Below are 15,489 nucleotides of genomic sequence, written 5' to 3'. Positions count from 1 at the left end.
TCCCCCTCAAAAGCTACAATAATCTCTTTGGCCTAAAATCTATAAAATCACAGGAGATGCAATGAAATTTTATACTATCTATCTCACCCTCAACGGAAAACTTATGCCCTTCTCCATGTAGATGTCCATACACACAAGTAGATACATTATACTTACTCATTATTTCAACAAATTCATTAGGACTTCCATCAATATTAAAAGGTGGATAGTGAAGCATTACAATAATCTCTTTTACATCTTCTTTAATAGATTCTAATGAAAGCTTAAGTCGATTTAACTCCCTGTTAAATATCTTTTCATCTTTTTCTCCAAACTCATCATTATCTTTACTAATCCATCCTCTAGTCCCACAGATTGCTATATTTTTATATAAAAAATAATCATTTTGCAAAAAATGAATTGTGTTAAACTTTAGTGCTTTCAATTTAGATTTTGTACCCCACCAATAGTCATGATTTCCCTTAGTTATAACTTTAATACCAGGCAATTGATCAATTTTTAATAAATCTGTATATGCATCATCAAGCTTCATAGCCCAACTAACATCGCCAGGTACTAATACCAAATCCTCTTCATTAACAATTTGCTTCCAGTTTTGAAATATTTTCACTTCATGATCTATCCAATTATCTCCAAAAATGTCCATTGGTTTTTCGCCAGAAAAGTCTAAATGCAAATCTGATATTCCATATATACTCACGATATTCACCTCAACTAGTTAATATTAAACTTTAACTTTAAGTTATAAGCGTTGAATTTCTCAGTTTTATAAAGGTTAAAGTTGTACTTTAAATGCTTAACATTAATTAATATCAATATAATTATAGTTAGCTTTTAATTCATCAAAAATATCTTTTTCTCTTGTATGACAAGTAAATAATATAATCTGTCTGTTTAAACTCTCTTTAGCTAAAAATTTCAAAATATTTTTAAGCCTGTCATTATCATATTGTATAAAACAATCATCTAATATTAAAGGTAATCTTTTATCTCCTTTAATAATGTCTATTATACCAAACCTTGTAGCAAAAAATAACTGATCTATAGTTCCCCCACTTAAGTTTTCAATATCGACTAATCTTTTACTTATTGGGTCAACTACTATTATATTAAGTTCTTCAGTTACTTTAACATCTCTATATCTGCCTTGAGTTACATTTGATATTATTTCTCCTACTTTTTTATTTAATTTAGGTGCAAAATCTTTATGTATTTCCCTAGATATCCTTTCTATAGTATTTCTAGCCAGCTCTAAAGCTTCAAGTTTTTCTTCATAATGTTTTTTAAGCTTCGTTTTTCTATCTATCTCTTCATCTATATCGACCATTGGTCTTACTGACAATGTTAATCCTTTTATTTTTTCTTCTAATCTAGCAACTTGTTCCTTTTTAGCTGCTATTTGTTGTGTAATTATTTTTACATCTCCCTCTAACTTTTTAATATCTTTATTTTCTATTTTTGAAATATCAAAATTTAAATCAAGTTCTGCCTTTTTCTTTAAATATTGCAAGTTATTATCTCCTAAAACGCTATTTAATAGACTCTTTTTACTTTCTAATTCCTGCGTAATTTTTTCAAATTCCGCTTTCTTTTCTAATGCAACCTTAAATTCTTCTATATCTTTAACTTTATTTTTTTCAAATTTTTCATTTAACTGTAAGCTAAATTCTTTAATTCTATTTTTTAATTCATTTATCTCCTTATTCACTATTTTTATATCCTCATTTACTAAAAGAGAATGTTTCTTATATTCAAGATAATCTAGAAACTCTTTTTTCAACTTTTTGATATTATCAAGATTTATTTCATAAGCAAAACCAATTTGAGCAAGGTATCTTTCTATAGTGCTTCTCAATTTATCAATTTCTGATTCTAAAATTAACTTTTGTGACTTAAGTTCTTTAAGTAAATTTTCTTTGTCCTTAATTGATACTGCTCCCTTTGTACTATTTGATATTAACTTCTTTAAATCAAATTTATTGCTTAAGTTATATTTATTTAATATATCTTTTATTTCCTTATCAATTATATTAATGCCGTATTCTCTCTCTTGCTCCCTCTTTTCTATATCAACTATATTAGCTTTAATACTATTTAAATAACTGTTTAGCTCTTTATGTTTAATTAACGTAAATATAAGGAACATTAAAGGTATTAACAATGCTATAAAAAATATCGGTTTTATATAAAAACCTAAAGGTAAAGATAGTAAAATACCTATTATCGAAAAAACTTTGTAAGTTTTTAATTTATTTAATTGCTTTTCTTTTTCCTCTAATCTTAATCTAAGAAATCCAAGTTTGCTATATTCACTATTGTATTTAATACTGTTTTTTTCATCTTCTAATTCCTCAACTCTATACAAATCTTCTTCCATTTCATCGATATTAGTAGCTTCTACTGTTTCTTTCATATTTGAGACATCTAATATTTTATTATTAATCTCTATTAATTTTTCACGCTTGCCTTGTAAAACGAAAAAATCACTTAAAATATTATCAATTTCATCTATGTCTTTTACTGATTCAAAATTACTAAATTTATCACTTTTATCGCTTATATCATTGATAACTTCTATTAGCTTTTTCTTTTTATTATCTAATTTATTTAAACTAATATTTATTTCCTCTATACTATTTTTTAGCTTAACTGCTTCCGTAAAATCATCAGGATTTATTATACTGTAATCTTTTAATCTTTTTATTTCTTCATTTAACCTATTTATTTGTTCAATTAGCTTAACTGCATCATTGTATCTTTCTCTTGCTTTATATGTTTTTACTTTTTCAATATCATTTTCAAGCTCTTCTTTATTTGATATAAGTTTTTCAATCTCTTCTTTAATGGAATTTAACTGAATTTGATACTCTCTTATTTCTTCTAAAACATTTGCTGCTTTTCTTCTTTCTTTATATAATCTATCTAATTCTTCTATAAGCTTACCATAAGGTGATGTTTTTACTCTTGCTTTAGTTCCTATATCATTTATTTTTTTATCTAATTTATCAATTACTTTTTTTACTGAAATATCTTCATCAAGACTTCCACCTAGATTTATAAGAGAATCCTTTATTTCTTTAGCTAAATGCTTGTCTGTTTTATTCTGCATTTGTTTAATACTTATAGTATTGTTGTAGACAACATTGTTTAGTCCAATATGTAATGATGCAGGAATATGGAGCCTTTTTGCATTATCATACTCAAATAGATAAGTCAAGTCCTCGCCTGTTTCGTCATCAAAGATTTTTACCTCTTCTTTGCCTTTTAAAAAATTCCTTTCTACTCGATAAAGCACTCCATCACATGAATATTTCAAAATTCCATAAAACTCACTATCATTCCAAGGGAAATACTTATTATAGTCTTCTGTATAATTTTTTCTCTTTGTATATGGCTTAAAGAAACCATAAAACATACCTTCAATAAATTTATGAATAGTTGTCTTACCAGATTCATTTTTACCAAATACTATATTTATACCTTCAGTAAAATTTATACTTTTATTTTTAAACTTTCCAAATGAATTTAGTATAAGCTCACGAATAATCATTAAATCTTCACCTTCTCATCAAGTAATGCTTCAAGTCCTACATATAGTGCCTCTTTAACTACTTTATTTTCTAATCCTTCTCTTTTCATACTTTCAATAAAATAACCAATAATATTATCCTTATTTTCTTTGTATATTCTATCAATATCATAATCTGGATTTGTTTTATCTATCATTTCCAAATAAAAGAATTCATTTTTTAGGTTCTCCTTTATTTCATATAAATCAATATTAATATGTCTATCTCTTACACCTTTTAATATTACTCTATACATATTCTTTTTTCTACTCTCTTTATCATCTACATCTATTATCTTATCCATTATTTCAGTCAAGCCCATAGTCTCTTTAATCTCTAAAGTTTTTATTTTAAAACTTCTTTTACTAAATGGAATAAACTTCATATCTACATTTTCTTTTGAAATAAACCCCTCAATTATTCCATGTTCTCCGGTTTCACCAAAATCTAAAGGCTCTGGACTTCCGCAATAATAAATCTTATTATCTATAATCTGTGGCTTGTGTATATGTCCTAATGCTATATAATCAAATCTTGACTTTATTAAAGATTCTTTATCCAAAGGTAAGTATTCAGAGTTTTTATTAAAAACATCGCCATGAACTAGCAAAATATTTATTAGCTCTCTATTATCAACACTAAAATCTTTCAATATGTTTTCTCTTATCTCTTTTTCATCCCAACTTAGCCCCCATACTACTGTATTTAGATCTCTAAATTCAATTTTATTAATTTTTCCTGTATCAAAAATATATACATTATCTGACCATTCAATCAATTTATATAATGACCTTTTCCCTAAAATATCGTGGTTTCCTGATGAAATTACAACTTTAGTATTCTTAATGTCTTTAAATCTTAAATTTATTCTCTTAATGTCTCCTAGACTGCAGTAATCTTCTTCAAACAAGTCCCCAGCAATTAGTAATATATCTGTTTCAGTTTCTTTCGCTCTATCTATTATCTTATTAAATGTTTCCCATATTTCCATTCTTCGCTTCTGTGCATATTCTTTATCAAAACTAGCATTTTTAAATTCCATTCCTATATGTAGATCACCTGTGTGTATGCATCTTATTTTCAAAAAATCCACCTCCATAATAGAACGTATATTCGCCAAAAGGTACCTCTTTTCCTGCTTTAATCAATGAAAAAAACTTACCTTTGAATAGGTAAGCCCTTTAGTAATAATTTTTCTAATACTTTTTTATCAGCTTCCGAGAAGTCATATTTCTTTAAATTTTTCATTTTAACCCATCTGAAATTATTACATTCTAATGTTTTTGGTGTGCCTGTAATATATCTTGCTAAATAGCATAGTAGTAAAATTTTTTTCTCATCATCTTTATGATAAACAACCTCAAAAATATCATCAACTTCAATAGTTATATCTAATTCTTCTTTTATCTCCCTTTTAAGCCCCTCTTGTGGCATTTCATCATTTTCTAATTTACCACCAGGAAACTCCCATTTGAATTTCTCTTTACCTAAATCCCTCCTTTGAGCTATAAGTATTTCTTCTCCTTTTATTATTATACCAGCTGTTACAATTATAATATCCATAGTCTCTCCCTCTCACTTTTTTCTATATATTAACCATGAAGTATTATTAATATTCTATTAAACAATAATAACTATTGCATTTTAACTAACAAAAATATATAATTTAATTGAGTATATTAGAATTTTATAATATTATAATTTGTTAAAAGTTTCAAGAAAGGTAGTGACAATATGAATGAAATTGTATTTAAGCTTACAGCCTCTTATTTGAAGGCACTCTCTCATCCTACAAGACTAAAAATACTTGAAATTCTAAGAGAAGATGAATTATGTGTATGTAAAATTTTTGAAGCTTTGGATTTAGAACAATCAAATGTTTCACAACATCTAAGAATTTTAAAAGATCAGGGTATTTTAATAAGTAGAAGAGAAGGTACAAATATAATGTATAAAGTTAAAGATACAGAAGTCTTTGATATTATAAATAAAGTCCGAGCAATATTAATAAGACAACTTAATGAAACACAGGAACACCTAAAGAAGGGAGGAATATAGTTGCTAAAATTTATAGCAGACATTATTACACCTTATTTGGTAAACTTCACTAACTGGCTACTAAGCAAATTAAGTATGTCTTTAAGAGCTGGTGATTCTTTTGCTGATGCAGTAAACTTTTTTATATATGATAGCTTGAAAATTATAATTTTATTAAGCTTCATGATATTTATTATATCTTTTATTAGAAGTTTCTTCCCACCAGAAAAAGTAAAAAAAGTTTTATCAAAATTTAATGGTGTTTGGGCACACATTGTGGCTTCTGTATTAGGGGTATTATCTCCATTCTGAAGTTGCAGTACGGTTCCGATTTTTATCGGATTTGTGGAATCGGGCATTCCACTAGGTGTTACTTTTACTTTTTTAGTAACTTCACCTATTGTTAATGAAATAGCACTAGGATTTTTATTTATCTCTTTTGGCATTAAAATAGCTATCCTTTATACCGTAGCAGGTATGATTATAGGTATAATGGCCGGTATAATTATCGAAAAATTACATTTAGAGCATTTAGTAGAAGAATATGTTTATCAAATTCATATGGGTGAATCTGAAGTTGAAGAAATGAATTTTAAATCACGAATAATTTTCTCATTAAATGCTGTAAAGGATATTGTTAAAAGAGTTTGGATTTTTATATTAATAGGTATTGGTATAGGAGCTGCTATACACGGCTATGCACCTTCTAACTATTTGGTTAGATATGCAGGACCTAATAATCCATTTGCTGTATTTGTAGCCGTAGTTCTAGGAATACCTCTTTATTCAAGTGCTGTTGGTACCATTCCTATCGTTGAAGCACTTATAAATAAAGGAGTTGGAGTAGGTACAGCTCTATCCTTTATGATGTCTGTAGTTGCATTATCTTTACCAGAAATGATACTATTAAAAAAAGTTATAAAAACTAAATTAATTGCTATTTTTGTGGCTATCACAGGAATTTCTATAATATTAGTAGGTTATTTGTTTAATATAATATTATAGGTACTGGGTACTTGGTACTGGGTACTGGGTGCTAGAATCAGAGAACAGAGGATAGTGAACAGTAAATAGGGAACAGGAGGTGAAGATATGGTTATCAAAATATTAGGTGCTGGCTGTAAAAATTGTGAAAAGCTATATAATTTGACTAATGAAGTAGTAAATGAATTAGGTATAGAGGCTGAAATAAAAAAGGTTACTGAATTTAAAGATATCTTAAGCTATGGAATTATGAAAACTCCAGGACTTGTAATAAACAACAAAGTTGTAGTTTCTGGTAGAGTACCATCTAAAAATGAAATTAAAGACTTTATTCAAAAATATTTATAGGAGGAATGAAAATGGATATTAAGATATTTGAAATGGTTTGTTGAGGTGGCAGTAAATTAGGGCCCATCGTTGATGCGGCATTGGATAAGCTAAATCTTGATTATGATTTTGATTTAATAAGCAATCTACCTGAAATAGCTAAATCTGGTATTACTAACCTTCCTACATTAATGATTAATGGTGAAATTAAAATTGAAGGCAAAATTCCAACTGTTGATGAAGTAGTTGAAGTACTTAAGAGTATAGAAAATTTTTAGCACTAGAGGACAAGGAATTCTTGTCCTTTTATAATAATCAAGGGAGGTATTTTATGGAAATAAAGATATTAGAATCTTTATGCTGAAGCACAAGCATGAGTAAGCTTGCGCCCATCGTTGATGCGGCATTAAAAGAATTAGATATTGACTGTAAGATAGAAATTATCAGTAATTTAACTCAAATAGTCATGTTAGGAGTTACTCAGCTACCTGCCATAATGATAAATAGTGAAATAAAATTAGAAGGAAGATATCCATCATATAATGAAGTAAAGGAATTATTGGAAGCTTATAAATAGGATTATAATGAACTGTAAACAAAATAAAACTATAATGATTGAAAAAAATAAAAGTGAATAATTACAAAGCTTTAGCAAAGAAAACTTGATGAAGAATTTCAGAAAAATCCGTAGGCTTAACAGGACGTTAAGCCAGCATCCTACAAGATAGGACGTCTTGATTAGGTGCGTTAGGATTTTTCGAAATTATGAATCTTAGTTTTCTCTAAAGATTTGTCTATGAACGTTATTTTTTTCAATTCATTAAGTAATATAACCTTATCGAAAAGCTAAGGGTAAGAAAAACAATCTTACCCTGTGATTTTTTTAAGTATTAAATTGATATAGTCAATAAAAAACTTTTCACAATAATCCATCTGTTCTTTTTCAATTTTATCAATAGTATCTGTATGCCAATGATAATTTTCCATATTACCATACTCATCTTTGCCTAAGAAACTAATAGTATTAAACCCTTGGTTCAGTACAGGAAGAGAATCAGTAGGCAATAACAGATTTTTAAATTTCTGTATATCATATATATCTTTTAATTCATTCGCTATATATTTTAACTGCTTATTATACTCCTTAAATACTATCATCCCTTCCCCTTCTAGATAAGTAATTTTCCCACTCCCTATATTGTCTATAACAATAAAATATGTATTATCTTTATCTAATTTGTCTTTATATTCTCTTAAGAAAGCTTTCATACCCTTTGAACCCACTTCTTCGCAACCAGTCAATAAGAATATAAAATTAACATCTTTATAATCATTAAACTCTCCATTTTTATAATGCTTGGCTAAAGCCATAGTTAAAGCTGTTCCAGTTCCGTTATCATTTGCTCCATTTATGTATCTACCAGTCACATTTGAATATATGAGAAAAGTGATAGATAGTAAAGATAGGACAATCCCTATTGTATCTAAAATATAAATAGTTGGACTTACTATGAAATTACTAAAAATAACAGAAACTATTATAAGTGCAAAACTTAAATATGAAAAATTGAAATATGTCTGTATATATTTTTGAAAACTAGGAGCAAACAATAAACTTCCTTTTTGTGTATCATAATGACCTGATATGACTATAGTCGAATTTCCTTTCTTAAACTCATCAAAAACAATTATATTCTGAGAATCATATTTAGGAAAGAAATTAATTTCTCTTAATGAACCTGTAACTTCTAAATAAATCATAAGTATAGGAAGGATTAAAAATATAGATAAATACAATGGATTAACTTGTAATAATAACATTATCCCTGCTAAAACTATAAGAATTCCAAACTGTATAGGAAATGTATACATACAATCCTTTGGTGACTTAAATCTTTGTAAAACAACATTTTTAAGCCCCAGCCTACTCATTTCTTCATAAATACATTCTCCTGCTTTACTCTCATTGTCAGAGCAACTACCACGATGTGGAAATTTACATAATTTCTTTAAATAATTATAACTATACATCCTTCCCCTCCCCCTTTTTCCATAACAATTACATTTTTTCTATTCGACAAGTTATTTATTAATCCTGCTCAATGGATTTATCTTTAATGAAGTAAACATAATCAACAAAACAGAAATTACAATATCAAAAACTATATTAATATATAATGGCATTAAAACCGACTTAGTGGGATTACCTAATAGGCTACCTAACATAAGCATTTTATTTCCTAATTGATAAGATAATATTGAACTTAGCCCTGAAAATGGATTCGAATATAACAATATATTGAAAATAGTTTCAGAATTATAATTTACGTCAAATACTTCATAAAAGAATACTGTCAGAATTATAGTTCCTAATACTAAGAATAAAGCAATTAAGTAGCTTACTATAGTAGATGTAGCTACTTTTCTAAAATATGCAGAAGTAAACAAACCTATACTTCCGAATAAAATAGATGTTACGACAAAAAATCCAAAAAGGGCTAAAATATTTCCCGGGGAAATTCCGCCAAATAAAAATAGTATACTTAATACAGGAAGTGAAACTAACAATAATAAAAATAATTGAACTAATGAAGCAGCCAACTTACCTACAACGATAGATAAACTTGATAATCTAGTACATAATAAAATATCAAATGTCTTTCTCTGTTTTTCTCCTGATATACTGCTTGCTGTTGTAGCAGGCACTATAAAGGTTATTAATATTAATTGTATAATCGTAATAATTATATAAGTTTCTTTTAAAAATTGAGGTCTAAAACCTCTATATATATTTCCGTTAACAGCTTCGATAAAAGCGAAAAACATAAAAAAACTTAAAATCATTAAATATAGTGTTATCAAAGCTGGTGTCTTCCAAGTTCGCATTTTAGTTTTAATTTCTTTTTTCAAAACAGGATTAATCATAGTTCTCCCCCTTTTGTGACCTTCATAAACACTTCTTCTAAGTTCAATTCTTCCTGCTTAAAATAAACAACAGGTATATGTCTAGTCACGAGCTTTTTCAAAATATTAGCCATATCTTTCTCATTACCGTTAAAAGCAAATTCTATTTCATTTCCTGAATTTTTTATTGAAGAAACTAAAGTTTCTTCACTTAAGAAAGTGATTGCTTCATCTACAGATTCTAAAACCTTTATCTTAATAGTTTTTCTTCCCTCTACCCTATTCATTATTTCATCAAAAGTACCACTAATAACTATTTTCCCCTGTTCCATAACACAAAGACTTGTACATAACTCTGATAATTCAGGTAGTATATGTGAACTAATTATTATTGTCTTTCCTCTATTCTTCAATTCTTTTAAAATTTCTTTCATATGAACTCTAGCCCTAGGATCTAACCCTGAAGCGGGCTCATCTAATATTAAAAGCTTAGGATTATGAATAAGACTTCTTGCTAGACATAATCTCTGTTTCATACCCCTAGATAAATTATCAACATATTCATCTTTCTTATCAGTTAAATCCACAAGTTCTAGCATTTCATCTATTCTTTTGTTAATTTCTGATTTTTGTATTCCAGCTACATCACTATAAAATTCAAGATATTCTACAACTTTTAAATTATCATACACTCCAAAAAAATCTGGCATATATCCAATTTTACTTCTTGTTTCTCTTACATTCTCATATATACTTGTTCCATCAATATGAATGTCTCCTGAAGTAGGTTTTAGTAAAGTAGCTATCATTTTCAAGGTAGTAGTTTTTCCAGCACCGTTAGGTCCAACAAATCCAAATATATCTCCCTTCTTTATTTCTAAAGAAATACTGTCAACAGCTTTGGTTTTACCAAATTTTTTAGTTAAATTCTCTATTTTTAACATTATTTATTCCCCTCCTCTGATGAGAAATCGGGAAGCTTTATTTTTATTGGAGCAACTATCAAGTTTCTACTTATTATATATGTATTTTTCCCATTAACACTTAACTTCTTATATATATTTTCTCTACTCCATGCAATTAAAAGCAATTTACTTTCTTCAGAAATATTATATTCCCTTTCAAAATATTCTTGTAAAATACTTCTTTTTACATAATTATTTAATATATCTTCATCTTCTTCTACTGTCTTAGCTGGGAACAGTAAATCTAGTAATTTATAATAACCTATATCATTTTTATAAATAGTATTAAATTTATTCAAATCAATGTCAACTGTTTTAATTTGACCACCTTTTATATCGCCTAATTTAATAAATTTATTTGTACCATAAACTAAGACTGCATCTTCTAAAACATTTGAAGATAGATTACTAACTTCTGCTTTTATTTGGTTTTGAATCATATTAATATCAATTTTTATGAATTTATCTAAATTTATATCTTTTCTTAAATTGAAAATCTCTACATCCCATATACCTCTGTTATAAAAGGTTATATGTTTTGGGTTATCTATATAGTTTTCAACAAATATTTCTCCGTTTTTATAATTAGCAGCATTATATCTAAAGGAATTTTTTGAATCACTATAATTCACATCTTTATCTAAACTAACCATTACATCTTCATTTTTAAAACTCATAACACCCATTAAAGTATTAATTTCAGCCAATTCCGTGTTTGGTATAAGCTCAATAATCGATACGCTGTTAACTATGGGTTTCTTAGAACTCGTAGTTGTACCTATTGAATAAATTAACACTAAAAAAACTAAAACTATCACAGGTATTGTTATAAAGCCTAACTCTCTTTTATCGTACTTTTTAAGTAGAATATAATTTATCGGTCCAACTAATAAAATAAAAAATAATAGTAAAATAAAAACAGCTTTAACAGAAGGTACTCTACTTTTTGGAATACGTTCAACTATATCCCCTGACATGAAAAACATCGGCGGCCTAGCAATAAATTTTTTTTCACCAAATAATCCAAAATGTTCTTCTAAAGTTTTGCTGATAAACTCTACCTTATGATTCCAATTAGCAAACGGGCTTTCACCTAAATTAAAAGGCATAACATATATATGACCTCTTCCGTATTCTTTGTTAACTACAAAAAGTTTTTCTTTATTTTTTTCTAAATTTTTATCTAAATAAATATTCTTAGCATTATTTTCTATATCACTTATATTTTCTACATCAACCAAGCCTAATCTTTTAAAACCCTTAAGGGTTTTACTAAAGTTTTCTCCAGTACCAACTAATAATACTCCTCCTTTTTTTACCCATTTATCTATAACAGACATTTGTTTAGAAGTCATTTTTTCTATATCAAAATTATTTATTACAATTACATCAAAAGTTTCTAACAAATAATCTTCATTTGGAATATAACCATCTATATCCACAACATCAAAAAATGATTTTGTTTTTTCATTTTGTTCAATATAAACCAAACTCAAATACTCTAAACTTTTAACATTTTCACTCAAGATCCCCATAGTTAAAGAGTATTGTTTTTTAACTGTTGTATATACTGTATCTTGCCAAATAATATTTTCATCATTATCTACAATTCTAACCAATACATCTGAACTGTTAAAATCAAACAATGCTCCTATTGTAACAGTTTTAGTTTGACCTTTTAATATTTGAATCTCTTTTGTATAAGCTTTATACAGTTTTTTAGGCCCTTGCATTTCATCAATTAAAACCTGTATCTTGCCATCTATATCTTTATAATTGTTTTGTATAGTTATATTAATTGGAACAGATTTTTCCGCTTTAATATATCCATTAAAGCCAATATTAACATCTACATTAAGTTCTGAAGTAGCAAAAGATATATATGAACTAAATGTTATATGTAATATCAATAAAAATAATAAAACCTTTTTTATAATAAATTGTAATTTATTCATGCATCCCCCTCCAATAAAAAATAAGTTCCACTCTAGTATATTAAACATATTATATCATTTATTAGAAAAAAGATGTTTACTAATTATTGGAATGAAATAGTAACGTAATCAGAATTTCCTCATATTATATATTGAAAAGGATAGTAAATATCCGATATGGGGAGGTTTATATATGGATAATAATATTTCTGTAGTAGATAGCTCCAAGCCTAAAAGCCAATTCTTCTTTGGTGGAGGAGGTTTCTTCTTCATATTTATCATTTTCTTTTTCTGCTTCCGTGGTTTCGGATGTATTTTAAATAAAAGATAAAAAAATTTAGATTATTGAGGGACAAATATCCCTCAATTTTTTCTTTTCCTTAAAGATTTTTTTAAAATCATATATGTACTAGTTGTTATTAATAATAAAAATATCAAAACATTGGATAGAGTTATGAAATTTTCAGGTAATGTTGAATATAACTTTGACACCCCAAAAAACATGAAAATAGCCGCTGAAACTATTCTTAATGTAAATTCTGGAATTTTATCCCCTAATTTACTACCAACGTAAATTCCTAACACACTGGTTAAAACCATACCAGTTACTGTTCCTAACAATATAAAAAATGGATATCTTGCATCTATCGATAAAGTAATAGCTGTGAGCTGTGTCTTGTCTCCTAGTTCACCAATAAAAAATGCTAAAGCCACAGTCAAAACTGGACCAAACCTGCTTTTTTTACTACTTTCATCTTCTTCATCTTCATCATATAAAGTCCATAATGCGAATCCTACAAATAAAAACCCTGCTAGAACTTGAATAAAATTTACTGGTATTATACTAGATAAATATGTGCCTAATATTACAGCTAAACCATGATTTAAAAATGAACCTATGAACACGCCCAATAGCACACTTTCAACACTAAACTGTGTAGCAAATGACATTGCTAAGATTTGTGTTTTGTCACCCATCTCAGCCATAAAAATTAAAAATAAAGCCCTTATAAATTCTGTTATCATGTTCATTACCTCCTCATATATTTATTAATTGTAAATTTAATATTTTTTATCCATGAAAAAAGCGAAACTATTAGCTTAGTACAACTCCCAAAAGGAAATTTTACTAAGCTAAAAGTCTCGCTCCTTTAGGATAATTCTAAAGTAAATAGAACCAGGTATAATACCAGTATGTTGATTCTATTTGCGAATATTTCGCAGCTACTCCCTTTTAGCTAAAATCTAACTTTTCAACATAATTAAGCAAAAATAAGCATGTCTATAAATACATTATTAGTTACCGCAAAAATTGTACCTATAACCATTCCAACCAGAACATCAGATGGATAATGTACTCCCATATAAACTCTAGATAAACCTACGACAAATGCTATAGCTATAAAGAACATTGTAAAAACTGAGAAATTTAATGCTAAAGTTACACATATTGAAAATATTGCTGTTGTATGTCCAGAAGGAAATGAATAATCAAAAAGTTTATTTTTAAAGGTATTAATTTTCTCTAACTTAATAAAAGGTCTCTCTCTAGTAAATATTTTCTTCAAAAAATGTACCATAATATGACTCGTACTAAGAGCAGCTAATGATTTATAACCAACTATTTTGACTTCATCATTTCCAAAATATATTAAAATAAAACAAGTTAATATAGTTGTTATAGCGCCTCCTAAATTAGTCAGTAAAGGTATGATTTTATCAAGAAAATTACACTTTATTTTATCATTTATAATATAAAATAACTTTATATCTCCTCTATTAACAAAATTTACAACTTTATTCATTCAAATCATCCTTTAATTATAATGTACTTAATTCTATTTTACAATAATCGACTAAAAAAAACAATGAATAGCTTTTTATATATAATATTATTACCCACTATTTTTCTTGCTAAAAAATATCTCTAGCATATGCTAGAGATATTTTTTAAAGATTTACTTTTACTTCATATATATTTTTTAACTCTTCAATTTTCTTGAAATAAACTTCATTTTGTTTAGCTGCAATTAACTGGTTTTTAATTTGCTCTTTTACTTCTTCAAAAGGACTAATTTCTTCTTCCTTTTTATCTAATACTTCAATTATATGATAACCAAAACTAGTTTTTACTGGCTCACTCATTTGTCCTTTTTCTAATTCAAATGAAGCATTTTCAAATTCTTTAACCATTTTACCTCTTGTAAAATATCCTAAATCTCCACCATTAGCCTTTGACGGACACTTAGAATATTTTTTTGCTGCCTCTTCAAACCCTAATCCATTTTTTATTTCTTCTATTATTTCATTAGCTTCACTTTCTGTATCTACAAGTATATGTCTAGCTCTAACTGACGCTAACTTTTTAAAATTCTCCTTATTGCTATTATAGAAAGAAATAAGCTCTTCTTCATCAATAGATATATTATCTAGCAATTTTCTAACTGCAAACTGTTTCAATAAGTTCTGTTTCATATATTCTAATTCTGTTAAAAAGTCTTCATTATTATCTAGCCCATTTTCCAAAGCATCTAAATAAATAAGTTCTTGATTAATAAGTTCATCTAATAGTCTTTTTCTTCCTTCTTCTGAATAGAATTGCATTGCTCTTTGAGGACCTAATTTTCTAAGAAGTAAATCTACATCCTTTTCTGTTATCTGCTTGCCATTTACAGTTGCTAAAACTTTATTTTGCTCCATTAATAAACTCTCCTTTTCGTTAAAATATACTGCTATAATAACATAAAAAAGATGTCATGTCCAAAATTT

At 27.3% G+C, this 15,489-nt stretch carries 16 protein-coding genes and 1 pseudogene; 6 read left to right on the top strand and 11 right to left on the bottom strand.

Annotated features, from left to right (window positions below):
- Nucleotides 1–13 precede the first annotated feature (13 nt).
- From TR13x_RS04030 to TR13x_RS04015, 4 genes are all read right to left on the bottom strand, one after another.
- Entirely contained in the window at nt 14–700 is a 687-nt protein-coding gene (locus tag TR13x_RS04030; RefSeq protein WP_082394779.1) for a metallophosphoesterase, read from the bottom strand.
- 102 nt (nt 701–802) lie between these two features.
- Nucleotides 803–3,550, bottom strand: coding sequence for an AAA family ATPase (locus tag TR13x_RS04025; RefSeq protein ID WP_054870615.1), 2,748 nt, complete (start codon nt 3,548–3,550; stop codon nt 803–805).
- On the bottom strand, nt 3,550–4,653 hold the full coding sequence (locus tag TR13x_RS04020) for a DNA repair exonuclease (RefSeq protein ID WP_054870614.1): 1,104 nt from the start codon (nt 4,651–4,653) through the stop codon (nt 3,550–3,552). Before TR13x_RS04020 ends, TR13x_RS04025 begins: the two co-directional genes overlap by 1 nt.
- Nucleotides 4,654–4,727: 74 nt before the next feature.
- Nucleotides 4,728–5,132 (bottom strand): (deoxy)nucleoside triphosphate pyrophosphohydrolase, encoded by a 405-nt coding sequence (locus TR13x_RS04015; RefSeq protein WP_054870613.1) that lies wholly within the window; start codon nt 5,130–5,132, stop codon nt 4,728–4,730.
- A 171-nt stretch (nt 5,133–5,303) separates the two neighbouring features.
- Here TR13x_RS04015 and TR13x_RS04010 point away from each other — a divergent pair, with 171 nt between their 5' ends.
- The 5 genes and pseudogenes from TR13x_RS04010 to TR13x_RS03995 all read left to right on the top strand — a co-directional run bounded on the left by TR13x_RS04010 (nt 5,304) and on the right by TR13x_RS03995 (nt 7,494).
- Nucleotides 5,304–5,627 (top strand): metalloregulator ArsR/SmtB family transcription factor, encoded by a 324-nt coding sequence (locus tag TR13x_RS04010; RefSeq protein ID WP_054870612.1) that lies wholly within the window; start codon nt 5,304–5,306, stop codon nt 5,625–5,627.
- Nucleotides 5,628–5,702: 75 nt separating this feature from the next.
- A pseudogene (locus tag TR13x_RS04005) lies at nt 5,703–6,611 on the top strand (permease).
- A gap of 87 nt (nt 6,612–6,698) precedes the next feature.
- Nucleotides 6,699–6,938, top strand: coding sequence for a thioredoxin family protein (locus tag TR13x_RS04000; RefSeq protein WP_054870611.1), 240 nt, complete (start codon nt 6,699–6,701; stop codon nt 6,936–6,938).
- A 65-nt stretch (nt 6,939–7,003) separates the two neighbouring features.
- Nucleotides 7,004–7,195: a thioredoxin family protein gene (locus TR13x_RS10910; protein ID WP_082394778.1), complete on the top strand. Its 192-nt coding sequence runs from the start codon at nt 7,004–7,006 to the stop codon at nt 7,193–7,195.
- 95 nt (nt 7,196–7,290) lie between these two features.
- On the top strand, nt 7,291–7,494 hold the full coding sequence (locus TR13x_RS03995; protein ID WP_054870610.1) for a thioredoxin family protein: 204 nt from the start codon (nt 7,291–7,293) through the stop codon (nt 7,492–7,494).
- A 290-nt stretch (nt 7,495–7,784) separates the two neighbouring features.
- On the opposite strand, the gene TR13x_RS03990 is transcribed toward TR13x_RS03995, so the two are convergent.
- From TR13x_RS03990 to TR13x_RS03975, 4 genes are read right to left on the bottom strand one after another with little or no spacing between them, the layout of a single operon-like run.
- Nucleotides 7,785–8,948, bottom strand: coding sequence for a M28 family metallopeptidase (locus TR13x_RS03990; RefSeq protein WP_054870609.1), 1,164 nt, complete (start codon nt 8,946–8,948; stop codon nt 7,785–7,787).
- A 51-nt stretch (nt 8,949–8,999) separates the two neighbouring features.
- Complete coding sequence (locus TR13x_RS03985) at nt 9,000–9,842, bottom strand: ABC transporter permease (protein WP_054870608.1); 843 nt, start codon at nt 9,840–9,842, stop codon at nt 9,000–9,002.
- Nucleotides 9,839–10,765, bottom strand: a complete 927-nt coding sequence (locus tag TR13x_RS03980; protein WP_054870607.1) for an ABC transporter ATP-binding protein — start codon at nt 10,763–10,765, stop codon at nt 9,839–9,841. Before TR13x_RS03980 ends, TR13x_RS03985 begins: the two co-directional genes overlap by 4 nt.
- Entirely contained in the window at nt 10,765–12,741 is a 1,977-nt protein-coding gene (locus tag TR13x_RS03975; RefSeq protein WP_054870606.1) for a hypothetical protein, read from the bottom strand. Before TR13x_RS03975 ends, TR13x_RS03980 begins: the two co-directional genes overlap by 1 nt.
- 172 nt (nt 12,742–12,913) lie before the next feature.
- Here TR13x_RS03975 and TR13x_RS11130 point away from each other — a divergent pair, with 172 nt between their 5' ends.
- Entirely contained in the window at nt 12,914–13,051 is a 138-nt protein-coding gene (locus TR13x_RS11130) for a hypothetical protein (protein ID WP_161802926.1), read from the top strand.
- Between the two features lie 32 nt (nt 13,052–13,083).
- Here TR13x_RS11130 and TR13x_RS03970 read toward each other — a convergent pair whose 3' ends face one another.
- The 3 genes from TR13x_RS03970 to TR13x_RS03960 all read right to left on the bottom strand — a co-directional run bounded on the left by TR13x_RS03970 (nt 13,084) and on the right by TR13x_RS03960 (nt 15,420).
- On the bottom strand, nt 13,084–13,746 hold the full coding sequence (locus TR13x_RS03970; protein WP_054870605.1) for a TMEM165/GDT1 family protein: 663 nt from the start codon (nt 13,744–13,746) through the stop codon (nt 13,084–13,086).
- 236 nt (nt 13,747–13,982) lie between these two features.
- A complete protein-coding gene (locus tag TR13x_RS03965) occupies nt 13,983–14,525 on the bottom strand; it encodes a phosphatase PAP2 family protein (protein WP_054870604.1) in 543 nt (180 codons plus the stop codon).
- 145 nt (nt 14,526–14,670) lie between these two features.
- Entirely contained in the window at nt 14,671–15,420 is a 750-nt protein-coding gene (locus tag TR13x_RS03960; RefSeq protein ID WP_054870603.1) for a peptidylprolyl isomerase, read from the bottom strand.
- Between the last annotated feature and the right edge of the window lie 69 nt (nt 15,421–15,489).

The organism is Caloranaerobacter sp. TR13 (assembly GCF_001316435.1).
Lineage (GTDB): Bacteria > Bacillota > Clostridia > Tissierellales > Thermohalobacteraceae > Caloranaerobacter.
The sequence above is the reverse complement of the archived record's forward strand: the minus strand, read 5'-3'. Positions and strand labels throughout refer to the sequence as shown.

Excerpts from the sequence above, each read along its gene's own strand:
- TR13x_RS04025 (WP_054870615.1), bottom strand. The coding sequence starts at position 3,550 with ATGATTATTCGTGAGCTTATACTAAATTCATTTGGAAAGTTTAAAAAT.
- TR13x_RS04015 (WP_054870613.1), bottom strand. The coding sequence starts at position 5,132 with ATGGATATTATAATTGTAACAGCTGGTATAATAATAAAAGGAGAAGAA.
- TR13x_RS04010 (WP_054870612.1), top strand. The coding sequence starts at position 5,304 with ATGAATGAAATTGTATTTAAGCTTACAGCCTCTTATTTGAAGGCACTC.
- TR13x_RS04000 (WP_054870611.1), top strand. The coding sequence starts at position 6,699 with ATGGTTATCAAAATATTAGGTGCTGGCTGTAAAAATTGTGAAAAGCTA.
- TR13x_RS03995 (WP_054870610.1), top strand. The coding sequence starts at position 7,291 with ATGAGTAAGCTTGCGCCCATCGTTGATGCGGCATTAAAAGAATTAGAT.
- TR13x_RS03990 (WP_054870609.1), bottom strand. The coding sequence starts at position 8,948 with ATGTATAGTTATAATTATTTAAAGAAATTATGTAAATTTCCACATCGT.
- TR13x_RS03985 (WP_054870608.1), bottom strand. The coding sequence starts at position 9,842 with ATGATTAATCCTGTTTTGAAAAAAGAAATTAAAACTAAAATGCGAACT.
- TR13x_RS03980 (WP_054870607.1), bottom strand. The coding sequence starts at position 10,765 with ATGTTAAAAATAGAGAATTTAACTAAAAAATTTGGTAAAACCAAAGCT.
- TR13x_RS03975 (WP_054870606.1), bottom strand. The coding sequence starts at position 12,741 with ATGAATAAATTACAATTTATTATAAAAAAGGTTTTATTATTTTTATTG.
- TR13x_RS11130 (WP_161802926.1), top strand. The coding sequence starts at position 12,914 with ATGGATAATAATATTTCTGTAGTAGATAGCTCCAAGCCTAAAAGCCAA.
- TR13x_RS03970 (WP_054870605.1), bottom strand. The coding sequence starts at position 13,746 with ATGATAACAGAATTTATAAGGGCTTTATTTTTAATTTTTATGGCTGAG.
- TR13x_RS03965 (WP_054870604.1), bottom strand. The coding sequence starts at position 14,525 with ATGAATAAAGTTGTAAATTTTGTTAATAGAGGAGATATAAAGTTATTT.
- TR13x_RS03960 (WP_054870603.1), bottom strand. The coding sequence starts at position 15,420 with ATGGAGCAAAATAAAGTTTTAGCAACTGTAAATGGCAAGCAGATAACA.